Annotated in this window: 20 protein-coding genes; 16 read left to right on the top strand and 4 right to left on the bottom strand. The window is 47.7% G+C overall.

Features of this window, described 5'->3' with window-relative positions; all coding sequences use genetic code 11:
• Positions 1–31: 31 nt before the first annotated feature.
• A complete protein-coding gene (locus tag ACU37H_RS04870) occupies positions 32–742 on the bottom strand; it encodes a DUF4294 domain-containing protein (RefSeq protein WP_472703239.1) in 711 nt (236 codons plus the stop codon).
• 231 nt (positions 743–973) lie between these two features.
• Here ACU37H_RS04870 and ACU37H_RS04865 point away from each other — a divergent pair, with 231 nt between their 5' ends.
• The 5 genes from ACU37H_RS04865 (at position 974) to cysQ (ending at position 9097) form a co-directional block, all read left to right on the top strand.
• Complete coding sequence (locus tag ACU37H_RS04865) at positions 974–4060, top strand: SusC/RagA family TonB-linked outer membrane protein (RefSeq protein ID WP_472703238.1); 3087 nt, start codon at positions 974–976, stop codon at positions 4058–4060.
• A gap of 33 nt (positions 4061–4093) precedes the next feature.
• Positions 4094–5620 carry a RagB/SusD family nutrient uptake outer membrane protein gene (locus ACU37H_RS04860; RefSeq protein WP_472703237.1) on the top strand — a complete coding sequence of 509 codons (1527 nt, stop codon included), beginning with the start codon at positions 4094–4096 and terminating at the stop codon, positions 5618–5620.
• Positions 5621–5756: 136 nt separating this feature from the next.
• The gene (locus tag ACU37H_RS04855; protein ID WP_472703236.1) at positions 5757–7238 is read left to right on the top strand and encodes an aryl-sulfate sulfotransferase; all 1482 of its coding nucleotides are present in this window, start codon (positions 5757–5759) and stop codon (positions 7236–7238) included.
• An 87-nt stretch (positions 7239–7325) separates the two neighbouring features.
• Positions 7326–8336 (top strand): sulfotransferase family protein, encoded by a 1011-nt coding sequence (locus tag ACU37H_RS04850; RefSeq protein WP_472703235.1) that lies wholly within the window; start codon positions 7326–7328, stop codon positions 8334–8336.
• Positions 8333–9097: a 3'(2'),5'-bisphosphate nucleotidase CysQ gene (gene cysQ, locus ACU37H_RS04845; RefSeq protein WP_472703234.1), complete on the top strand. Its 765-nt coding sequence runs from the start codon at positions 8333–8335 to the stop codon at positions 9095–9097. Before ACU37H_RS04850 ends, cysQ begins: the two co-directional genes overlap by 4 nt.
• Here the strand turns inward: cysQ and cysC are convergent.
• Both cysC and ACU37H_RS04835 read right to left on the bottom strand, forming a co-directional pair.
• The gene (gene cysC / locus ACU37H_RS04840; protein WP_472703233.1) at positions 9094–9630 is read right to left on the bottom strand and encodes an adenylyl-sulfate kinase; all 537 of its coding nucleotides are present in this window, start codon (positions 9628–9630) and stop codon (positions 9094–9096) included. The genes cysQ and cysC overlap by 4 nt on opposite strands.
• A 61-nt stretch (positions 9631–9691) precedes the next feature.
• A complete protein-coding gene (locus ACU37H_RS04835) occupies positions 9692–10354 on the bottom strand; it encodes a DUF92 domain-containing protein (protein ID WP_472703232.1) in 663 nt (220 codons plus the stop codon).
• Positions 10355–10977: 623 nt separating this feature from the next.
• Between ACU37H_RS04835 and ACU37H_RS04830 the strand changes: the two genes are divergently transcribed.
• The 9 genes from ACU37H_RS04830 to bshC all read left to right on the top strand — a co-directional run bounded on the left by ACU37H_RS04830 (position 10978) and on the right by bshC (position 20949).
• Positions 10978–11901, top strand: a complete 924-nt coding sequence (locus tag ACU37H_RS04830) for a prephenate dehydratase (RefSeq protein WP_472703231.1) — start codon at positions 10978–10980, stop codon at positions 11899–11901.
• Positions 11892–13052, top strand: coding sequence for a pyridoxal phosphate-dependent aminotransferase (locus tag ACU37H_RS04825; protein WP_472703230.1), 1161 nt, complete (start codon positions 11892–11894; stop codon positions 13050–13052). Before ACU37H_RS04830 ends, ACU37H_RS04825 begins: the two co-directional genes overlap by 10 nt.
• A gap of 24 nt (positions 13053–13076) precedes the next feature.
• Positions 13077–13970, top strand: a complete 894-nt coding sequence (locus ACU37H_RS04820; protein ID WP_472703229.1) for a prephenate dehydrogenase — start codon at positions 13077–13079, stop codon at positions 13968–13970.
• A gap of 86 nt (positions 13971–14056) precedes the next feature.
• Positions 14057–15145 (top strand): chorismate mutase, encoded by a 1089-nt coding sequence (locus tag ACU37H_RS04815; protein ID WP_472703228.1) that lies wholly within the window; start codon positions 14057–14059, stop codon positions 15143–15145.
• A 197-nt stretch (positions 15146–15342) separates the two neighbouring features.
• A complete protein-coding gene (aroB, locus tag ACU37H_RS04810; protein WP_472703227.1) occupies positions 15343–16356 on the top strand; it encodes a 3-dehydroquinate synthase in 1014 nt (337 codons plus the stop codon).
• A gap of 67 nt (positions 16357–16423) precedes the next feature.
• Positions 16424–17749: a 3-phosphoshikimate 1-carboxyvinyltransferase gene (aroA, locus tag ACU37H_RS04805; RefSeq protein WP_472703226.1), complete on the top strand. Its 1326-nt coding sequence runs from the start codon at positions 16424–16426 to the stop codon at positions 17747–17749.
• A gap of 76 nt (positions 17750–17825) precedes the next feature.
• Positions 17826–18821: a chorismate synthase gene (locus tag ACU37H_RS04800; RefSeq protein WP_472703225.1), complete on the top strand. Its 996-nt coding sequence runs from the start codon at positions 17826–17828 to the stop codon at positions 18819–18821.
• A gap of 119 nt (positions 18822–18940) precedes the next feature.
• Positions 18941–19198 carry a GlsB/YeaQ/YmgE family stress response membrane protein gene (locus ACU37H_RS04795; RefSeq protein ID WP_472703224.1) on the top strand — a complete coding sequence of 86 codons (258 nt, stop codon included), beginning with the start codon at positions 18941–18943 and terminating at the stop codon, positions 19196–19198.
• A gap of 146 nt (positions 19199–19344) precedes the next feature.
• A complete protein-coding gene (gene bshC, locus ACU37H_RS04790) occupies positions 19345–20949 on the top strand; it encodes a bacillithiol biosynthesis cysteine-adding enzyme BshC (RefSeq protein ID WP_472703223.1) in 1605 nt (534 codons plus the stop codon).
• Here bshC and purE read toward each other — a convergent pair.
• On the bottom strand, positions 20946–21458 hold the full coding sequence (purE, locus tag ACU37H_RS04785) for a 5-(carboxyamino)imidazole ribonucleotide mutase (protein ID WP_472703222.1): 513 nt from the start codon (positions 21456–21458) through the stop codon (positions 20946–20948). The two genes, bshC and purE, sit on opposite strands and share 4 nt — an antisense overlap.
• 232 nt (positions 21459–21690) lie before the next feature.
• On the opposite strand from purE, the gene ACU37H_RS04780 reads away from it, so the two are divergent.
• Positions 21691–22425, top strand: a complete 735-nt coding sequence (locus ACU37H_RS04780; protein WP_472703221.1) for a murein L,D-transpeptidase catalytic domain family protein — start codon at positions 21691–21693, stop codon at positions 22423–22425.
• Between the two features lie 288 nt (positions 22426–22713).
• Positions 22714–24132, top strand: coding sequence for an anthranilate synthase component I family protein (locus ACU37H_RS04775; protein ID WP_472703220.1), 1419 nt, complete (start codon positions 22714–22716; stop codon positions 24130–24132).
• Positions 24133–24134: the final 2 nt, after the last annotated feature.

Here is a 24134-nt window from a genome sequence, read left to right as displayed (position 1 = left end):
TGTTGGAAATTTGTGAAATTGTTCAGGGCCATCATTTTTTGATCACTGTCGGGTTCCTGTAGGGGTTGTTGTACCAGGTGGCATCGATCTCCTGTACAAAATTTTCAATATCCCGGTCGAAACTTTCCTTCAGGTTGTAATCCTGCTTCAGGCTGCCCCCGTAAAAAAAGGCTACAGTTTGGTACAGGCGCGCGTTGAGTCCGCCTTTATACTCTTTCAAAATGTCATAGCAATTGTTACCGGTCTGCCGGTTGATCAGCTTCATCAGCACCTTGCCCTGGTAGACAGACAGGTTGGTCAGCGGATCCGCAAACTGTTTTTTCAGTTCTTTTTCTTTCGCTTTAATGATGGCTTTTTTTTCTTTCTTGCTTTTTGCCTTGGCTACCTGTTCGTTGATCTGGTTGATCGTGTGGCCCGCCAGCCTGGCGTAGGGATAACAAACGTACACAGCGTTCCGCAGGCGGTTGTATTCGCGTTTCACCTGTTCCAGCTTGGCCGGTGGCAGCTTGGAGATCCAAACATGCTCTTCTTCTGTGTAGGGTAATACTTTAAAGGAATTGTAATCTGTGCCATACCAGATGGCGCCAACTTTCAGATGGTCATTCGGTCCCCAGTCTTTGCTGATCTCCTGCATACTGGGCATAGGAGGGACCCGTGTGGTGTCTGCGGTCTGACCGCTGCAATAAACGGTTGCTGCAAGCAACAACGGGATCAAAAGCTGGTATCTGGAGTACTTAGTCAAGGTATACAAAATTAAAAGCAAACGGCATTTGTTAGCGATGTTTTTTACGGCTTGAAACGAGTTGATCCAAGCGTTACATAACAGGTAATAAATATGTTATATATGGTTTCATGTCTTTTTCAATATCCGGAATTTTGCGCAAACGGTTGCATCATTATCTATTATGTAAATTATTAAAATTTGCTGGTCGATTTTCTTTCTGACCCCAATGTTCACAATAAATTATCTTAAATGACAAGACTTTCGCCGTATCTCATGGTGCTTTTTTGCACTTTTTTAACAATTGGCGCTCAGGCGCAAACGCGTCCGCTCAACGGAAAAGTTTCAGACGCGACCAGCGGAAGTCCACTTCCGGGAGCGACCATCACCATCAAAGGAAGCACCACCACCACCGTTGCCGACGCTAATGGTTATTTTACGATCCAGCTGCCATCAGGCGATGTATCGCTCATAGCCTCTTTCGTTGGCTATGAAAGCAAGACCGTTGCGCTTACCGGCAGCGAGGACTCTGTTACCATTGCCATGTCTTCATCACTGGGTAACCAATTATCGGATGTCGTTGTGGTCGGATACGGAACGCAGAAGAGAAGTGATCTTACCGGTGCCATTACTACAATCAAAGCGTCCGACCTGACTCAGGGTGGTACGGTGGCTAACGCTGCCCAAGCCTTACAGGGGAGGGCTGCAGGTGTCCTGGTGACTCAAAATTCTAAAGCCCCTGGTGGAAGTATTTCTGTGAAAGTTCGTGGACCTAACTCGATCAACAGTTCTAACGAGCCACTTTATGTGATCGATGGAATGCCGACGACTAACGGTATTGATATCAACCCGGCCGACATCGAATCGATGGACATTTTGAAGGATGCGTCTGCCGCTGCGATTTACGGAGCGCGCGGTGCCAACGGTGTTGTGATCATCACCACAAAGCGTGGAAAGACCGGCAAGCCGTCCATTTCCTATAACGGCTATTATGGCGTTCAGCAGATTACCGATCATTATGAAGGCAAGATGTTGAACGGACAACAGTACATGCTGCTGGCAAATGACTTGTATCGCGAAATAGAAGGGCAGGAAAACCAGCAGTATGGCGTTTATACAGAATCTCAACTGAGGTCTGGTGTCAACACCGATTGGATCGAGGAGACCACCCGCAGAGGCGCGGTAAACAACCACAATGTGCAATACCAAAGCGGTAACGAATACACCAAAGTATTAGGAAGCCTCGGCTACTTCGGACAGCAAGGGGTGCTCAAGAATACCAACTTTAACCGGATTTCGGGCCGCGTCAACGTGGATCAGAAAATAAACGATTATATCAAAACCGGATTGTCTGTTTACGGGCAAAGAAGCAAGTCGAACATCCAGGACTATGGAGGCAATATTTTGCAGAGCAATGTATTGTTGGGCATATTGACCTACGATCCCACGGTGCCGGTGTATAATGCTGATGGCAGTTTTGGCCGCCCGCCCGGAGGAAGAGGTGACAACCCGTTGGCCAACCTGTTGGGTCGTCAGAACGAATTAACGCAGGACCGCTTAAATGGGGTTGCCTACCTGGAAGTAAAACCGATAAAAGAATTGACCGGGCGCATGAACGCCGGTACAGAGATCAATCACTCATTCACCGGAACTTATCTGCCCCGAAGCACTTACCAGGGCGGTATCGACAACGGAGTGGCTACCACGGCCGATGTTAAGTCCAACCGCCAGTTATTTGATGCGGCCCTGAACTATAACAAGGAGTTTGGCACTGCACATAGCTTTGGCGCACTGGCCGGGTACGCTTATGAAAAAACTACTACTGAAAGCCGCGGCATCAGTGTGAAAGGGTTTTCAACCGATGCGTTCGGATTTAATAACCTGGGTGCAGCTTCCACCATTACGGGTGTGCGCTCGGCTAAATCTGAATATCTGTTGATCTCTATGTTTGGCAGGTTGAATTATTCTTATCTTGATAAATATCTGGTTACTTTCACTATGAGACGTGATGGCTCATCGAAGTTTGGTGCCAACCACCGCTGGGGATATTTTCCTTCAGGAGCTTTCGCATGGAGAATGGATAAAGAAGATTTTATACAGAACCTGAACACGTTTTCCTCCTTAAAATTAAGACTGGGTTACGGTAAAACCGGGAACGATCAGATCCCTGGCTCTTATCCGTCTTATGACCTCATCGTTCCTACGCGTGTCACTTACGACGGCTCTACCAACTCCGCGGGAACCCATCCAAGCCCTACGGCTCCGGAGAATGTTGATCTTAAATGGGAAACTACCGCGCAATACAACGTGGGTCTGGATATGGGCTTCCTGAAGAACCGTATTTCGGTTTCACTCGATGCCTATTACAAGAAAACTACCGATCTGCTGTTGGCGAGAAATCTGCCGCTTTATTCCGGATTCACCACCCAGCAAGCCAATGTGGGATCGCTTGAAAACCGTGGTTTTGAAGTAGACGTAACTTCTCACAATATCAACGGTGCAAAATTTTCATGGGATAGCCGCGTGAACGTAGCGATCAACCGCAATAAAGTGCTGGACATCGGAGGCAAGGATATTTTCCTGTCTTCTTCCAAGCCCGTGGGGAACGTGTCAGAAGAACAATTCGCTGTGATTCGTGAAGGCGAATCTTTAGGGTCTTTGTTTGGATATGTGTATGACGGCGTGTTACAGCAAAATGAAACATATGCGCCACAACCTAATTCCAAAGCGGGCGATCCTAAATTCGTTGACATTAACGGAGACGGTATTATCAATAGCAGCGACCGTACGATTATCGGTTCGGCAATGCCGAAATTTATTTATGGTGTTACCAATACGTTCAACTATGGCGACTTTGATCTAAACGTGTTCTTCCACGGTTCGGTGGGAAATGATCTTTTGAACATGTCGAGAATGAACCTGGAATGGAACCGGACGACAGACGCTTTAAACCGCTGGACGCCGACCAACACCAACACGGATATTCCGCGCAATGGCTTTTATTACATGAAGCATGGTGGTTATATCAATTCTCATTTCATAGAGCGGGCCAGTTTCCTGAGGATGAAAAACGTAACATTAGGTTACACACTGCATTCCAGGTCCAGGGTCATCAATTCAGCACGACTCTATCTAACATTGGAGAATTTGTTTACCATCACAAAATACTCCGGCTGGGATCCTGAAGTGGACACCAAAGCTTACGAATCGAATCCGCTGCAATCCAATGCAGCAGGCACTCCGAAAGGTGGTCAGACTGCCAGCGGAGGTAGTGGTCTGGACTTTAACTCTTATCCGGCCCTGCGAACAGCTTCAATCGGGATCAATCTGAATTTCTAAGTTTTAAAAAAATTACGGATGAAAAATATACGAATGAAATATATACTACTGGCACTGTTACCCGCTGTGGCGCTTAGCTGTACCAAGCTGGAGCCCAAATTATATAGTGACCTGACCAGCAAAAACGCGTATCAAACGGAAAGTGACATTGATGCTGCATTAACGGGGGTGTATGCAGATCTGGGTCCTTATCCCGGTGACGGCTGGATGTATTACAATGGATACCTGGTAATGACCACCGATTATACCACGGATATGGGTTACTCAACCGCTGCCGGAGACCCTACCAAACTCAGCGACTTGACGTACGACGACAACAACCGCTATTTCCGGTATAACTGGCAATACATGTACGAAGTGATTAGCAACGCCAATATTCTGCTGTCAAAAATCGATGCGGTGCCGATGGATGATGCCAAAAAACGAGGTGTTATCGCGCAAGCCCGTTTTCTGCGTGCATTAGCTTACAGAGATCTTACGGACGCCTGGGGGCCTGTGCCTTTGCTCACGGAAGTGATTCCTCCCGGTCAGACCGCAGGCATGCCGCTGACACCGGTAGCTGATATTGATAAGGTGATCATTGAGGATTGTAAATTCGGCGTTGAAAATCTGCCCGAAACCTGGGCGGCTTCAGACGGACTCTCCAGAGCTACCAAAGGCGCGGCAGCAGCCCTTCTGGCCAATGTATACCTTCGTGCGCATGATTATCAGAACGCCAGAACCTATGTAGATCAGATACTGGCATTGAGAGCAAAAGGGGTGTATCGTTTAAATCCTGACTTCAAGAATGTTTGGTCAGAAAGCAATAAGTTCGACAAAGGTTTTATATTCTGCATCCTTCACGAACCTGCGTTAAACGGGGGCGAAATCGCCAACCATTTTGGTCCGCTTGACAGCAAGGAAGTGCCCGACAGATGGCAGTATTACGGTGTGTCCCTCGAGTTTTGGAGAAAATACAGCGACCAGGATCCCCGAAAGCAATTCTTCTACTACAACTATGAAGGTGCCGCAGCCCGTGATGGTTCTACCAAGAACGGTTTCTTTTACATGATCCCCGCTCCGGGTCAGACCACGCCACCCGCTGATACCGTTAAGTTCCTGAAGAATGTTGCAACGAAAAAATATTCTTACGAAATGGTGTCCAATTCTTATTATGACGGACGTACCATATCCATATTCAGAATTGAAGATATTATTCTTTACAAAGCCGAGATCGAAAACGAGTTAAGCGGTCCCGCCGCCGCGCTGCCTTATATCAACGAGATCAGGGCACGTGCAGGAGCGCCAATATATGGCAGCACCGGGTTTCCCGTGCCGGGCTCCAAAGAAGAAATGGCTCAGAAGATCCTCGATGAGCGCGGGTTTGAGCTGGTGTTTGAATATAAGCGTCGCCCCGATTTAATCCGTTTCGGAAAGTATGAGTCAACTACGAATGCATACCTGCAGCAACGTGGTTTGCCGGCCAGGGCCAAACCCAACATGCGCTATTTCCCTTACCCGCTGTTAGATGCGCAGCTCAACAGCGCCATGGCGGCTGAGAACAAGAACAGGATGCCTTAATTCAATAAAACAACATGCAAAACCGCCGGAGGAATTTACCCCCGGTGGTTTTTTCATGATAGGACATTGTCAATTGATAATAGTCTGAACTATCTTATAATTAATACCTTTATTGATCAGCAATAAAACGTAACGCATGAAGAAAAGGTGGATTCTTATACTTTGCTTAATAGCCGCGGGAGCAGGCTCTGTACTTTACAGCTATAAGGCATTCGAAATAGAAAGTGTCCAACTGACGTCTTTGAATAATTCGGCCAACGCAGAAGTGGTAGAAGTGGTGTTAAATAAGGCTGCCCCGGTTGTGGTAGAATACTGGGAAGACGGCTCTTCTGAAGTATACCGAACCGTCCGCTCCGGATCAGCGAAACAACATTCAGTAAAGTTATTATTGCTCGAAGCCGGAACACGCTATCATTTCAGGGTCGTTATAGACCGGCTGATCAAAGTGACCTCTAAAGACATGGGTTTTCAGACTCGCCAGCAATCTCCCTGGTTGGTACGCAACTGGGTGAAGCAGGAAGATCATAAAAATGCAAAAGAATTGGCAGGTGGCCTGGTAATGCTTTGCAACGCCCGGTTGCCGGGGTATATCACCATGGTTGATGGCGAAGGGAAAATAAGATGGTATTGGCAGGTCGATGACATTGGCGTAAGAGCCGCCACACTTACGCCCAGGGGAACTATTTTAGCGATGTTGCGTCCACCCGTTGCTGATATCATCGACGATACTCCCAAGGAAGAAGCGGATAGCTTGAACAAGATGAAGGAATCGATCAGGCGGGGAGCTATCGGCTTTGCCGGCGGCACTGCCATTGCCGAAATCGACCTCTCCGGAAAAATGCTGTGGCGTATCAATATGGATACCGTGCTCAATGGGAAGTATAAAGTGATACACCATGATGTGCGGATGGACGAGAACGGCAATATTGCAACGCTCGTACGAAACCAGCTCCCTTTTGATATGTCAAAGATCGGCGGCTCCGGGATTGATACCCTGGGCGGGGAAGGAATTCTCGTGATCAATAACAAGGGACAAAAAGTGTGGGAATGGAATATCTGGGATCATTGGGATGTACTGAAAGATCCGTTCATCAAAGAGTTTGCCTACGATCGCTTTCATGCCAACTCGTTGAATTTCGATACCGACGGCAATTATCTTGTATCCGTCGCTATCGAAGACCAGGTATGGAAGGTCAACGCAACAACGGGAAACATCATGTGGAAGCTGGGAAAGAATGGCAGCTTCAAAATGGACAGTGCCCATTATTTCTCCTTTCAACATACAGTACAGATCAATCCGCGCGGCGAACTGATGATATTCGACAACTCCTTGTGGAAGCATCGTTCCGGCGCTTTGTCGTTTAAGCTCGACACGGTCAACTGGACAGCCACACCTTCCATCCAGGCAATGTTGCCCAAAGAAAAATACACGTCCCGGATGGGAAGTGCCTACCTGCTGCCCAATGACCGGCTGTTACAATGCAGTGCCAAGACCGGCAGCGTTCTTGTGACCGACCTCGGCGGAAAGATCCTTTGGGAATTGAATGCTTATTTTGTGCCTTACCGTGCAGAATACATACCGCCCGGCACCTGGGATGCCTTCTTTGTTAAGAAGTAGCCGTCCTGCTGAGCATCAATCATCCGGGCAAAAGCGGGAGCGTACAAGTGTTCTGCCTTTTTTCAAACGATCTCAACTCAAAATTACATGAGCCTTATATCCGGCATCCAGATGATCGGAACCCAAAGATCAGGTTCCAACTTGTTGAGGGTGATGCTCGACCAATCAACGGAAGTAGCATCTCCCCATCCGGCGCATGTGCTGGTCACTTTTATGCCTCTATTGCATTTATATGGCAACCTCGACGTGAAGGAACACTATACCCGGCTGGTCAGCGATGTAGTGGATTATATCAATGCCAACCCTGTGCCCTGGAGTGGTGTAGTGTTAGATAAGCAGGATATTACCGACCGTTTGCGCAAGCACGATCTGATCGAGTTAAACAGGATCATTTATGAGCGTGTAGCCGAAGCCGCAGGCGCGCGTTACTGGTGTTGCAAAAGCATGGCCAACGTCCACTATGCCGACGCGCTGGAAGCGGGTAATGAGAATTTGAAATATTTGTATCTCTATAGGGACGGGCGGGATGTGGCCGCTTCCTTTAAAAAAGCTATTGTAGGGGAGAAGCATATTTATCCGATCGCGCAACAGTGGACGCAAGATCAGGAGGCTTGCCTTCAGCTGGCAAAGAAGATCCCGGCTGAAAGATTCTATGCCCTCAGCTATGAGCAACTGATCAGCCGACCGGAAGAAACGATCAGGCAGCTCTGTGCCTTTCTCAATATCCGTTACGTGCCGGATATGTTACATTTTCATGAATCGCGGGAAGCCGCAGTCACTGCCGAAGCCGGTGCGATGTGGAATAACCTGCAAAAGCCGATCATGAAGCAAAACACCGGCACTTTTCAAAAAGTATTCGCCGGCGATGATCTGGAAATTTTTGAGCTGATCGCTGGCGATGTCCTGCTGCAGCTGGGATATCCCTTATACACCAGCCGCCAGCATCAGGCGCTGGTTAGCGACGAAGCGATCCGCGCTTACGATAAGGAAAATGAAGCATTAAAGAAAGCCTTCTATCAGCAGGCCGATGAACATGATATCGGGAAAAGAAAGCCGCAACTGTCTATTTTGAATCGTATCAAACAACAATATACATGATACCATATCTGGAATATTTACTGCCGTTGGTCAAGCAAGCCGGCGATGCCATTATGGAGATTTACAATAGCGAAGCAATCGAGGTTGCTTACAAGGATGATTATTCACCGCTGACCGCTGCTGATAGTGCCGCCCACGATATTTTGGTGGCCGGTCTGCAACAAATAGCCCCGCATATTCCTGTTGTGTCTGAAGAAGAAAAGAACCAGATCAATCCGGCGGAAGCTCCAACCTTCTGGTGTGTGGATCCGCTGGATGGTACCAAGGAGTTCATCAAAAAAAATGGTGAGTTCACTGTCAATGTAGCTTTGGTGGAAGATAACATGCCCATTCTCGGGGTTGTGTATGCACCGGCATTATCTACGTTTTATTTTGGAGCGAAGGCTTATGGAAGCTTTAAAAAAATGCATGAAACGCCGGCAGCACCAATCGGCGTAAGTGAGCGTACAGCTGATTGGATCGCTGTCGGCAGCAGGTCTCATCGACATGAGCACGAGGAACAGTTGTTGTCGACGCTGGGTGTGGCAAAAGTAATTTCCATCGGAAGTTCATTGAAGCTTTGCCTGGTAGCCGAAGGAGCGGCAGATATCTATTATCGTCACGGGCCGACGATGGAGTGGGACACAGCAGCCGGTCAGGCAGTAGTGATGAGTGCCGGTGGTAGTGTCCGAAACCTGGATGGTACACCATTTCTTTATGGGAAGCAGGGTTTACTGAACCCCGGGTTTCTTTGCACGTCCGGTATACTGAGTAACGTCTAAAGCCGGTCAGCCAACGCCGTATAAATTTTCAGGGCACAGTTTTCCGGATCATCTATATGGCTCAGCACGGTAAATGTTGGTGTGGCAGGTGGTTCAAAAGAAGCGCTTACGCCCGTGAAGCCTTTTAATATCCCCGTTCTCGCTTTTTCGTAAAGTCCCTTTGCATCCCTTTCCTCGCAGATCTGCAAGGGACAGTCAATGAAGATCTCATGGTAACGCTGGCCGAGAATTGCAGCGGTCATATTCCTGTATTCCTCTAGCGGAGTGATCAATGAACAGACACAAATGATTCCATTATCGCTTACGATACGCGCCAACTCTGCGGTTCGCCTGATGTTCTCCGCACGATCAGCAACGCTGAAACCAAGATCTTTATTGATGCCCGACCGCAGTTCGTCGCCATCGAGGATCAGGCACGAATGGCCCTTTTCGATCAACAGCTGCTGTAAATGCCGGGCAATCGTGGTCTTGCCCGCACCGGAAAGTCCCAGCAGCCATAATACAGCCTTCGTCTTTTGATCTTGCTTTGTCATGAGTGATCTCAAAAATTCATTTGATAAACAAAGCGGCAACCTGTATTTATAAAGATTTATTTCAGATGGTAAATAACAGGGCCACCAGAGCAGCAACAAATGTATTCAAAAAGTTTACCGCATTATTACTCAGATAGCCATTTTCTTCCAGCGTGGCGCCGATGAGCGAATCCATTAAATTGCCTATTGTGCCGGCTATTATAATGATCCAGCAATCGGTGGTCCATCCAAAGAAAAGCGCGTAAATAATGGCGATGACGCTGCTCCCGGCAAGTCCGAGCGAGGTTCCTTCTGCGCTCACCACACCGTTTGCGCCGTGGATACCTCTTTGAAAGGTTCGCACATTATAAAAGCGCTTGCCGTATACATTTCCCAGTTCAGACGAAACGGTATCTGCTGTTGCGGACGCAAAACAGGAGGCAATCAAAACCGGTGCTGCAAAGTCATTATCCGGAAAGGCGTAAGTCGTGACGCCTGCAACGGCCGCCATACCCGCGTTAGCAAACACCTGGGCTGCGTTGCGCCGCCCCTTCTGCGCTTCGTGAAGATTGTCGCGAACCTTGACCTCCCATCGCCAGCCCGTAGCGATCACACCTGCTATAAAGAAGGCTGCCATAGCGGCTATCCCGGAGAATCCGGCACCCACGTAAATGCAGGTAGCCAAAATGCCTCCAACCAATGCTCCGGTGACAGTCAGTTTTTTTAGCGCAATGCTAAGTATCATGCCTGTGGCAATAACGAAAACGATTATCCAGTTGAAATGATACATAGCAGTGTGCAAGATAGGTTGCGGCCGTCATTTAAGCTAAGCCGATGCAGTATTTTTAAAAGCTTTTCCGGTGTTACCCTGTCACGGGGCAACTGCATCTGACGAAAGGGCGTCCTGCTTGTTGTGGAATAACTTCCTAAAAGCCTGGAACCGGATTAAAGCTCGATAGGCTTCTTAATATGAATGGATCGTGCCTGCGGCGCTCAATGACGACGGGACCATTTAACCCTACCGAATCGCGCGTTATTGAATAAAAACGAAACTGAGGTTCTCATTGCATAACCGGTCCGTCTCGGAATGTTACCATTTTGGATCTGTCCGCGTGCACCCTTAAAAAATATTTGTTTATTACAATTAATCCGTTAAATTTGCTCCGCAATTAAAAGTATACAGTGGCAACAACACGATTTTTTACCGGTTTCTATTTTAGCTTCTTTTTTAAAATGAAGCCGGGAATGCTTTAGTTGAAATGAAACAAAACGAATTAAAATACTCAACATAAAAAAAATCCCGGCAAAGAAAGCCGGGATTTTTTTTATAACGCGCCTGTCCAAGCAGCGCATCGGAAAAGAAAACATATGGAGCAAAAGCTGGTAGGAAGTACATCGGGAGGCAGTAAAGCCGCCCACGCCGAAACAGGCAACGCCTCATCCTGGGGGAAGTCCGGAGGTGCCGTTCATCATATGGCGATCCAGGGTTTTGAAGGATGTTTTCACCAGCAGGCTGCTAACCATTTTTTCGATAAGAAAGTGACCGTCGAATGCTGCACTACGTTTAAGGACGTAATGATCGCTGCCAAAGACAGCAGCCGCACGGACGGATGTATTATGGCCATAGAAAATTCTATCGCCGGCAGCATTCTTCCCAATTATAACCTGATACAAAGCAGCAACCTCAAGATCGTGGGCGAGGTCTACATGCAGATCCATCAGAACCTGCTTGTCAACCGGGGTGTTACCCTCGAAGACATCAGGGAAGTGCATTCGCATACCATGGCGCTGCAGCAGTGTTATGAATTCCTGGATCAGTACAAATGGAAGTTGGTAGAAACGGATGACACGGCGCTGAGCGCGAAACATATCTCGCAGTACAAAAGCAAGCACATAGCGGCCATCGCGAGCAGCCTGGCTGCAGAGATTTATGACCTTGATGTTCTGGCGCCCAAAATTCAGACCCTGAAAAAAAACTATACCAGGTTCCTCGTTTTAAAAAGGCCTGAAGATATTCCGGAGGTTCAGACAGGAAACAAGGCGTCCATCAATTTTCAAACAATTCACAAAGAAGGGGCGCTGGCAAGAGTGCTGGGCGTGTTGGCCATTCACAAAGTCAATCTTTCCAAACTTCAAAGCTTCCCGATCCCCGGATCAGAGTTCAAGTATCAGTTTCATGCGGATCTGGAGTTCGACAACATCAAGACGTTCGAACGGGTGATAGAAAAACTGCGGCCATTGACAGAAGCGATCAAAATTTACGGTATTTATAATAAAGGCATATGGAAGTAGCAAAAAGATTGCAGGGAGTAGGAGAGTATTATTTTTCTCAGAAGCTGCGTGAGATCGATGACCTCAACAAGCAGGGAAAAAATATTATCAATCTCGGAATCGGAAGTCCCGATCTGCCGCCCCATCCGGATGTGGTCAAAGTATTATTTGAAGAGGCGCAAAAGCCTAACGTGCATGGATACCAGAATTACAAAGGTAGTCCTGTCCTGCGGAAGGCCTTTGCCGACTGGTATCAGCAGTGGTATGGCGTGCAGCTCAACCCGGATACAGAAGTGTTACCGCTGATCGGGAGCAAAGAAGGGATCATGCATATCTGCATGACCTACCTGAATGAAGGAGATGCAGTACTGGTGCCCAATCCGGGCTATCCCACCTACCGCAGCAACGTGACCATCGCCGGTGGTGTTTGTATCAATTATGAATTAAAAGAGGAAAATCACTACCAGCCTGATTTTGAAGCGATCGGGCAGCAGGACCTGAGCCGTGTTAAGCTGATGTTTGTCAACTATCCGCAAATGCCTACCGGTCAGCAGGCCGATCAGGAAGTGTTTAGCGAGCTGATCGCTTTTGCAAAAAAGCATCATATACTGATCGTTCATGATAACCCTTATAGTTTCATCCTGAACGATAACCCTGCGAGTTTGCTAAGTGTTGAGGGGGCCAGAGAGGTAGTGATCGAGTTGAACTCGTTAAGCAAATCGCACAATATGGCCGGATGGCGTGTGGGCGTGCTTTGTGGCGCAGCAGACAGGATCAATGAAGTGTTGCGATTCAAAAGCAATATGGACAGTGGCATGTTTTTACCACTGCAGCTTGCAGCTGCCAGGGCACTTTCGCTGGGCAAAGAGTGGCACGATGAAGTGAACCGCGTCTATGCCGGGCGTCGCGAGAAGGTATTCGAGCTTCTCGACCTGTTGGGATGCAGCTATGCAAAAAACCAGGTAGGTATGTTTGTGTGGGCCAGGATCCCGGCTCAATATAAAGACTGCTATGAGATCGCCGACAAAGTGTTATACGAAGCGAACGTATTTATTACGCCGGGCGGGATCTTTGGAAGTGCGGGCGAACAATATATCAGGATCAGCCTTTGCGGTGCGGTAGAGCGATTCACCGATGCGATCGCCAGGATACAGAAAAGCTTCGGAAAATAATTGCGTAACAGTTCAATCATCGTTATGAGCTTGATCAAAGAAAATCGGAATACAGAGCGGCCGGGAAATGCGCGCAGGAAGATCGCCATTGTAGGCGTGGGCCTGATCGGCGGTTCGATGGCCTTGCAGCTGCACGAAAAGAAGTTGTCTTCCAGACTGATCGGTGTGGAAGCCAGCAACCAACATGCGGAGCAGGCGCTGGAATATGAGCTGGTGGACGAAATATTGCCGCTGGAACAAGCGGTAGCACAGGCCGAAGTGATTGTCATGACGGTGCCGGTCAATGTGCAGGTTTCTTTGTTACCACAGGTTTTAGACCTGATCAATGACAGCCAGATCGTGGTCGATATGGGTTCCACCAAGTCTGACGTTATTGCCGCAGTGCAACATCATCCCCGGCGTGGACGCTATGTAGCCACGCATCCCATGTGGGGTACGGAATATAGTGGCCCCAAAGCCGCTGTGCGTGGGGCCTTCGAGGGGAAGGCGGTGATCCTTTGCAATCGCAAAGACAGTGATGCCGACGCCGTGGCGTGGGTAGAAAAAATGTACCGGAAGATCGGGATGCGGATCGTTGATATGGATGCCAAAGCACATGATCTGCACGTCGCCTACGTCAGTCATATTTCGCATATCACGTCTTTTGCGCTCGCCAATACGGTATTGGAAAAAGAAAAGGTAGAAAGCGCCATTTTCCAGATCGCATCAGCGGGTTTTGAAAGTACGGTGCGCCTCGCAAAAAGTAACCCGGCCATGTGGGTACCGATCTTTCTGCAAAACAAGGACAATATACTTGATGTATTGACAGAGCATATCGATCAGCTCAACCGGTTTAAAGATTACATCGCCAACAGCGATAAGGAAAACTTACAATCGCTGATAACAGATGCCAATAAAATCAACAGAATCATAAAATAAAAATTAAATTTGCGGGTCTTGCACCTTCCCTTCAGCGAAGGTTTGGGGTGAGACCAGTTATTCAACAACATCAATAATTATATCTCATGAGCACTCAGCAGGTTTCATCAAAAGAAAAAATCAAAGAATTATGGGCTAAAAGGCCAATCATTGTCAGCGGTCCATGCAGCGCAGAGACTGAAGAACAGGTATTGGAAACAGCGCAACAACTGGCAGCAACCGGTAAAGTAGACATGCTACGCGCTGGCATCTGGAAGCCCCGTACCAAACCGGGCATGTTTGAAGGAATCGGCGCAAAAGGGTTGCCCTGGTTACAAAAAGCCAAACAAATTACCGGCCTGCCTACCGCTATTGAAGTAGCAACGGCTAAGCAGGTGCAGGATGCTCTGACTTTTGATGTTGATGTACTTTGGATCGGTGCGCGCACCACAGTAAACCCTTTCAGCGTGCAGGAAGTAGCCGACGCTCTAAGAGGTGTAGATGTACCCGTTCTGGTAAAGAACCCGATCAACCCCGATCTGGAATTGTGGAGCGGCGGCGTAGAAAGGATTGCCCGCGCAGGTATCAAGAATTTAGGTCTGATACACCGCGGTTTCTCTTCTTACGGGAATACCCAATACCGCAATGCACCCATGTGGCACCTGGCCATTGAGATGAAACTAAAATATCCTGAATTACCGATATTCAACGATCCATCCCACATTTGCGGCAAGCGCGATACCCTGATGGAAGTGGCCCAAAAAGCGATTGACCTTGATTACGACGGGTTAATGATCGAAAGCCATATCGATCCGGACAATGCGTGGAGCGATGCCAAACAACAGGTAACGCCCGCCCGTCTGAAAGAAATGATGGACGAGATCATCTGGAGAAAAGAAGACGTAGACAACCAGGATTATCACCAGGCGCTGGAGAAACTTCGCCAGCAGATCAACCACCTGGATGACGAAATGCTGCAAATCCTTTGTCAGCGTATGAAAATTGCCGATCAGATCGGACAATATAAAAAAGACAACAATATCACGATTTTACAGCCGGGTCGCTGGCAGGAAATTATCGAGAAAACAGCTGCCCGTGGTGAGAAGCTGGGCCTGAGCCGCGACTTCCTGAACAAATACTTAGATGCTGTTCACCTCGAAAGCATCAACCATCAGAAAAAAGTGATGGACGCTTAATAGATCCTGGCGCGGCGATGAGGGAAGGGTTTTGTGATGAGGCGATGTGTTGGAACCTTTGGGGTAATCCTCGGATCCTACATGTCTGGTTGATCGCCTCCCTTGTAGTTATGCAGGAAAAACAGATCTCACAGGTTTTTAAAAATCTGTGAGATCTCATTATAACGTTATCAACGCCAATAAATCTCATCATCCTGATGCAGACCATAAAATTCTCTAACGCTTCCACCGATTTCTATTTTGACAGCTCGCTTCAACAGTTGGGCAAGATCGTTGACAAACGCAGCATGATCGTGCTTACCGATCAAAACGTTTTTGATGCTCATTCTGGAAAGTTCAAAGGTCTCAACACGATTGTGATCCCTGCGGGGGAAGAGCACAAAAGGCAATCCACTGTTGATGATATTATCTTAAAGCTGATCCAGAACAAAGCAGACCGTAAATCTGTACTGGTAGGCGTTGGCGGGGGCGTAGTAACAGACCTTACGGGGTATGTGGCTTCTGTGTACATGCGCGGTATCCGGTTTGGGTTTGTGCCCACTACCATTCTTGGATTGGTAGATGCTTCCATTGGTGGAAAAAACGGCATTGATGTAGGCGTATACAAAAACATGGTTGGGATCATCCGTCAGCCGTCTTTTTTACTGCATGATCTTTCTTTGCTGAAGTCTTTGCCTCAAAAAGAATGGCAGAACGGCTTTGCAGAGATCATCAAACATGCTTCCATCAAAGATGCCCCGCTGTTCAGGCAGCTGGAACAGCATTCCTTAGCTGATTACCAGAAGGTTCCCGCCTTACTCGCAGACCTGGTAAAGAGAAATGCTTTGATCAAAACCAAAGTGGTGCAGAAAGATGAATTTGAAAAAGGAGACAGGCGATTGCTCAATTTCGGACATACCATCGGGCATGCGATCGAGACACAATATAACCTGATGCATGGCGAGGCCGTTGCCATCGGCATGGTATACGCCTGTGACATATCGCGCCAGTTAAAAGGCTTTGATAGTTCAGAGCGGGTGCAGTCGCTGATTGAAAAGTATCAATTGCCCACTGCTATTGAGTTTGACGCAAAGAAAGTTTTCGAGGTGTTGGCGATGGACAAAAAAAGAGTGCAAAAAGAGATGAACTTTGTCTTGCTCGAAAAAATAGGCAAAGCTGTGGTGCATCCCATTCCGTTAAAGCAACTAGAAAAGATCATTAATAAATTATAAGTATAAAAGGACCTCACAGTTTGTTAAGTGTGTCAGGTTCTTTTAGATATAAAATCCTCAATCAGTAATGAAAATAACCGTTTCACCATCCACACTGGAAGGCAATATACTCGCGGCAGCTTCCAAAAGTTCCATGCAGCGCGCTTGCGCGGCGGCCCTGGTGGCAGCTAAAAGATCCGTTATTTATAATCCCGGACATAGTAATGATGACAAAGCCGCAATGGGTATTATTGAGGCTCTGGGCGCTGTTATCGAAAAAGGACGCGAAGATATGGTAGTAGATAGTACCGGCTTTTCTGTGGCCTCGTCCGTGTCTCATATGAACGGAGACCAGGGCGGTGCCATCAATTGTGGAGAAAGCGGATTAAGCATTCGCATGTTTACGCCTTTGGCGGCGTTGACCAGCAATAAGATCACCATCAATGGCGAGGGAAGCCTGGTTACAAGGCCCATGGATTTTTTTGATGAAATATTACCGCAGGTTGGCGTTACGATCCAGTCCAACGACGGTAAGCTTCCCCTTGTGATACAGGGACCTTTGAGGCCGGCCAATATCACGATCGACGGATCGCTGAGCTCCCAGTTTTTAACAGGCTTGCTGCTGGCTTATGCGGTGGCTCCGTTTGAAAGCGATACGGTTTCGATTAAAGTAAACAACTTAAAAAGCAAACCCTATATTGACCTGACGCTGGACGTTATGAACCAGTTTGGTTTAAATGTTCCCGAAAATAAAAATTACGAGGAATTCGTTTTTCATAAACAGGAAGCAGTGCGCGAAAAGACCGATACACGTTACACCGTCGAAGGCGATTGGAGCGGAGGGGCCTTTCTTTTGGTGGCTGGCGCTATTGCCGGCAACATAACTGTTCGCGGTCTGAGCATGTCCAGTACCCAGGCAGACAAAAAAATTACAGAAGCATTGATGAGTGCCAACGCAGGCATTGCCATGGAAGCTAAAGGAATCAAACTTCATAAAACGGATATGCAGGCCTTTGAATTTGATGCTACCGACTGTCCCGACCTGTTTCCTCCTTTAGTGGCACTGGCGGCCTATTGCAAAGGAACCACCAAGATAAAAGGGGTTAGCAGGCTGGCGCATAAAGAAAGTGATCGCGGTGTCACCTTGCAGGAAGAGTTTGGCAAAATGGGATTGAGGATCGACCTGGACGGAGATATCATGCAGGTACATGGCGGACAAGGGTTGAAAGGAGCGGCGGTGCATTCCCGGCATGATCATCGCATTGCGATGGCTTGTGCGGTAGCCGCATTGGCGGCTGAAGGCGACACCACCATTGAGGAAGCGCAGGCGGTAAATAAGTCCTATCCTGATTTTTACGATCATATTAAATCCCTGGGTGCGCAGGTGAGCGGGGGATTGCAGATTGTGATGTAAGCCTGCACCTGGTCTGACCGTCCCGGTCTGACCAGTTTTTCGATAAATTCACAAGCTGATACAATAAAATATTTCTATGAACTCTTTTGGCCGACTTTTCAAAGTGCAAATTTTTGGTGAATCCCACGGCGATGGCGTGGGTATTGTGATCGACGGGTGTCCGGCCGGACTGAATGTTCCGGTGGAAGACTTTCTGCCCGATATGGAACGCCGCAAAGGCGGAACACAAAAGGGCGCTACACCCCGGAAAGAAGACGATATTCCTATTTTCAGAAGTGGGATTTTCAACGGCAAGACGACCGGTTTTCCCATCATGATATTCTTTGAGAATAAGAATACGCGCAGCGGTGATTATGAAAAGCAGCGCAGCTTTCCGCGCCCCGGGCATGCCGATTTTGTAGCGCATAAAAAATTTGGTGGGTTTGAAGACTTCAGAGGCGGCGGCCATTTCAGCGCAAGACTGACCACGGGCCTGGTGGGTGCGGGCGTCATCGCTAAAAAATTGTTGAAAAATATTTCTGTTGAAGCAAAAGTGATCAGGATCGCCGGCGAAACCGACCTCGAAAAAGGATTGCAAAAAGGTATCGACGCCAAAGATTCTGTCGGAGGTGTCATTGAATGCCGTGTCAATGGTTTGCCCCTCGGATTGGGTGAGCCTCATTTCGATTCGGTAGAATCGCTGATCGCCCATGCCATGTTCTCTATACCGGCTGTTAAAGGTGTGGAATTCGGAAGTGGCTTCGCGGCCGCTGAAATGTTTGGAAGCCAGCACAACGACGCGATCGAAAATATGGATGGGAAAACCAAAACCAACCACGCAGGCGGCATTGTAGGCGGTATTACCAATGGTAACGAACTGGTATTCCGCATAGCAGTAAAACCCACGGCTTCTACACCCAAGGAACAACACAGTCTGAACTGGGATACAGGCAACATGGAAGATTTTTCCGTAAAAGGCCGCCACGATCTATGCGTAGCCTTGCGGGCACCCGTTATCGTGGAGGCGGCGACTGCCATCGTGCTGGCCGACCTGATGATGCAGGAGCAGCAGATTCCCCGTGTCATCAGCTAAACATTTTTTATCAGATACGCCTCTCAATCAGCATTAAAACACCGGTTCATAGTTCTTTGGCATGTTTTTTAATATTAATTTGGTAACTAATATTACCAAACCCTAAAAAGTAAAAAACTATGAGCATACTATCATGGATCATTTTCGGTTTAATCGCTGGTGCTATCGCTAAAGCTTTACACCCTGGCAAAGATCCCGGTGGCTGGATCATCACTATTATTATCGGTATTGTGGGAGCCTTGTTAGGCGGTTGGATCAGTACGTTGTTGGGAACGCCGGTGACGGACAACTGGAGCATCAAAGGCTTCTTATTTGCCGTGGTGGGTGCCGTCCTGCTGCTTTGGATCTATGCGATGGCCACACGAAGACGCAGTTAACAAACCTTTTTTTATAAAGAGCTTGTCTCGGGGTGAAACCACACCTGGAGGCAAGCTCTTTTATTTTTGCGATACCCTTCCTTCAAAAAACTATTTCAAAACAAAAATGTTATAGTATTTTCATTTTCATAAGCCACTTCGCGAATATGAATGCAAAAGCAACCGGCATCCCGTATGCACAAACTCATTTCTTTTCCAAGCTCGTGTTGGATTATCTTGATGGAAGCGAGGCGCTGCGGGCCTTTTATAAACATGCGCCGCAGCCAGAAGCACTTCAGCAAGTGATCGATGAAAGGGGCAAAAAGACAGTAGATCGCGAACTGCTGCATCAGGCCTTGCTGGAACAGTACAACGGGGTAACCATCACAGATGAAGTGGCCCAGCACCTGGCACTGCTCAAGGAAAGTAACACGTTCACCATTACAACTGCCCATCAGCCCAATATCTTCACAGGGCCGCTTTACTTTATTTATAAAATTCTGCATGCGATCCGGCTGGCCGAATATTGCAGGCAGCAATTTCCCCAACACCATTTTGTTCCGGTTTATTATATGGGTAGCGAGGATGCCGACCTGGATGAATTGGGCCATATCTATCTGAACCAGGAAAAACTCGAATGGCAGACCACGCAGACAGGCGCCGTGGGCCGCATGAAGGTTGATGACCGGTTGTTGGAACTGGTTAACAGGATAGAAAAAGAAATCGGTGTATTGCCGCATGGCGCATCCATTATGGCTGCCGTTAAAACCTTTTACACTAAGGATACGCTGATACAAGATGCTACGCTGCATTTTGTCAATCATTTATTCGGACGCTTTGGCTTGTTGGTCGTAGTCCCTGATCAGCGGTGGTTGAAATCAGCAGGCAAAGAATTGTTTAAAGATGAGTTGTTGCATCAACGTTCCGCCGCCATCGTGGCGCAAGCGGCCGGGCAGCTTACCGAGAACGGTTACAAAGCCCAGGCTTCCGGTCGGGACATCAACCTGTTTTATCTGAAAGAGGATGGACAGCGGTTAAGGATCGAAAAGAGCGGCGACCGCTGGAAGGTGCTGGATACCGATATCAGCTTCGACGAACCGGCACTGATGCAAGAAGTGGATGCCTGTCCCGAAAGGTTCAGCCCCAATGTGATCCTTCGGGGCCTTTTTCAGGAGATGATCCTGCCCAACATTGCGTTTATCGGGGGTGGGGGAGAGCTGGCTTACTGGCTGGAGCTGAAAGACATCTTTGACCACTATGAAGTGCCGTATCCGATGTTGGTATTAAGGAATTCCTTTTTGCTGATCAACCAGCGACAGATGGAAAAGGCGGCTAAGCTGGGCTTGACGGCTGGCGATCTGTTTAAGAATAGTTTGCATCTCAAAAGCAAATGGGTCACCCAGCATTCCGAAAACAATGTATCGACCATGGAGGCCCTGGCCACCGTGCAGGAAGTATTTGACCAATTGTCGCGTCAGGCGGCACAGATTGACACCACGCTTAAAGGTCATGTGTATGCGCTGCAAAAACAGGAAGAAAAGAAACTGGTGACCTTAGGAAAGAAATTCCTGAGGGCTGAAAAAAGAAACCATACGGATGCCATGCGGCAGATCGATGCGCTGAAACAGCAACTGTTCCCTTTCAATAATCTCCAGGAGCGGATGGATAACGTGCTGGTCTATTATGCGACTTACGGGCCAGATCTGATCGATTTATTATATGAGCATTCCGGCGTCCTGGACCAGCAATTCACGATCCTCGAAGTGAATTAATCGAAATGATTGTCGTATCCTTTTTCTTTCAGGGTCGTTACTTTTCGCAGCACTTCTTCCTGAAGGCCTGCTTTATAATTTTCAATATTTTTTCCCACCATTTCATCGTGTGTTCCAATTATTTGTGCGGCAAGAATGCCCGCGTTCTTAGCGGCGTTTAAGGCAACGGTCGCTACCGGCACGCCGTTAGGCATTTGCAGGATCGACAGCACGCTGTCCCAGCCATCAATGGAATTGCTCGATTTAACCGGTACGCCGATCACAGGTAACGGCGTCAGGGAGGCCACCATGCCCGGCAGGTGGGCTGCTCCCCCGGCTCCGGCAATGATCACTTTTAATCCTCTCGATTTAGCTTTTTGAGCATACTCCATCATGCGTACGGGCGTTCGGTGAGCGGAGACCACTGTTAGCTCATAATCAACGCCTAACTCCTTTAGAATATCCGCTGCAGCCTGCATCACATTCAGATCGCTGTCGCTGCCCATAATAATTCCTACTGTTACTGCCATAGACTGCAAAGGAAACACAAAATAGGATCGCCGGCAAATAATATTGGCCGGTCAACAGTTGAAAAATCAATGAAAACGTGCGGAAAGAGAGGTTAACTGTTAAAATTTTCTTATAGCAGCATTGGTCATACAATAAAAGGCTTTTAACAGGCGTTATATCTACTTGCCTATTAAAAACCTATACATCCTGGTCGGAATAATATTATTTTTATTTAATATAACTTATTTAAGCATGCGATTAAAAAACAATTTGCGGCTACTAAGTCTTTTTGTGATACCGGTAGCCTTTATATCATGGACAATAAACAAAATTGAGGCCAAAAATGAGACCCGCTCAGTTGCCGTGGCGCCTGCCAAAGCACCAGCGAGCCCATTAGAAGCCATCGAGGTAGTATACGATAGTCTTGGATTGGATCACAAAGGACTTTCTCATGATGCTTTTGAATATGCCGTACAGGGATTCACTAAGCTGGAGCAGGAAGGAGTACTGGAAAACGATTCGATCCTTACGATCATTGACTTTGATCAACCTAGTTCCCAGAAAAGATTATATATTCTGGACGTGAAGAATTATAAAATGTTATTCAATACCTGGGTGGCGCACGGAAAGAACACAGGCAGAGAAAGGGCAGAATCGTTTAGTAATACCAATTCTTCCTACAAAAGCAGCCTGGGTTTTTACATGACGGATGTAACTTATACAGGCAGCAAAGGATACTCTTTAAAGTTAAAGGGATTGGAAGATAAGTGGAATGACAACGCGATGCGACGTGCGATCGTGATTCACGGCGCGCCTTATGTGAGCCAGTCTTTCATTGATGCGCAAGGTTATATCGGGCGCAGCCACGGTTGTCCCGCGATACCCGTGTCGCTTACCAAGCCGATCATCTCAACGATCAAGAATGGCAGCTGCTTGTTCATCTATAACAAAAGCTACAAGCCGTCCGGCCGTTTTGCGATGAGCTAGTGAAAGCATTAGTCACCGAAGCGAACCGCGTGACCATAATCATAACAGGACTTCTTTCGAGCGGAAAATCAATAAAAAGAAAATGTTATACAACTAAAAATTGGTCTGCAATAAATTTACTTTTATATTTGCGTCCATGAACAAGGAAATAACTCTTTTTTGGTGGTGGCATACAAACTCTACAGGGGTATTGTAACGCCATACATCCAAGAAAGATGAATGATACAAAAGAACCCCGGTTAAGCCGGGGTTTTTTATTGGTCAAACCTTAATTGCTTCGATAACAATATGCAAAAGATCAAAATTAAAACGACAGTAGCTTCCATGCTGGCAGACGTGTTCACGCCGGTGGGGATTTATCTCAGGCTTCGTGACCGGTTCCGCGACACCGTTCTTTTAGAAAGCACCGACAACCACGTCACTGAAAACAGCTGGTCTTTTATCGGCGTCAATGCCATCGGGGGAATTGAAATATCATCCGGTGAAAAGATCGAGCAGAAATTACCCGGTAAAACGGCGGAAGTCATTCCTTTTGATCAAACGGTTGCCATTGCTGATATCCTTAACGGATTCATGCAGCAGTTTGAGATAGAAGCTACTTCAGACAAGGTCGCAGCTTATGCGCAAGGACTTTACGGATATACTTCTTATGATGCCATCCGGTTTTTCGAAACCATACCCGGCGCTAGTTTTACGGTGGACGAGGATGCGATCCCGCTGATGCGCTACCGTTTGTACCAATACGTTATTGCCATCAATCATTTCAAAGACGAACTGTTCATTTGTGAGAATGAAATCGAAGGACTGGAAAGTGATAAAGCGGCTTTGACTTCCCTGATCCGGGGAAGAGATGTGCCGGTATACCCGTTCAGCATCCAGGGGGCAGAAAGCTCTAACATGACTGATGATGACTACCGGAACATGGTCCAGAAGGGTATTGCCCATTGCTATCGCGGCGATGTATTTCAGATCGTATTGAGCCGCAGGTTTCAGCAGTCCTTTAACGGTGACGAATTCAATGTTTACCGCGCTTTGCGCAACATCAATCCATCTCCTTATTTGTTTTTCTTCGATTATGGTGATTACAAAATACTGGGTTCTTCGCCGGAGTCGCAGCTCATTATCAACAACGGGAAAGCCGTCGTGCATCCTATCGCAGGCACTGTGAAGCGGACCGGAGATGACAAGCTTGATGCGGCAGAAACATTGCGTTTAGAAAATGATCCGAAGGAAAACGCCGAGCACGTGATGCTCGTTGACCTGGCGCGCAACGATCTCAGCCGTGGTTGTGAGCATGTAAAAGTGGCCCATTTCAGGGAAACGCATTTTTACTCTCATGTGATTCACCTGGTAAGCGAAGTGGTAGGGGATGTAAACAAAGACACGAACCCGTTTGATCTGCTCGGTAAAACCTTTCCTGCCGGCACCCTTAGCGGTGCCCCCAAGATCAAAGCGATGGAGCTGATCAGCAAGTATGAACCTACGGCGCGCAGCTATTATGGCGGAGCGGTAGGGTTTATAGGATTTAACGGCAGCTGCAACCAGGCCATTATGATCCGCACGTTCCTGAGCCGTAATAATACATTGTATTACCAGGCAGGCGCAGGTGTAGTTGCAGCCAGTGTGCCCGAAAGTGAACTGCAGGAAGTCAATAATAAATTAGGTGCGCTGAAAAAAGCTCTTGAAGTAGCGCAGCACATTCAGTAAAA

This window comes from Niabella sp. ZPM-14, assembly GCF_055693045.2.
The sequence above is the reverse complement of the archived record's forward strand: the minus strand, read 5'-3'. Positions and strand labels throughout refer to the sequence as shown.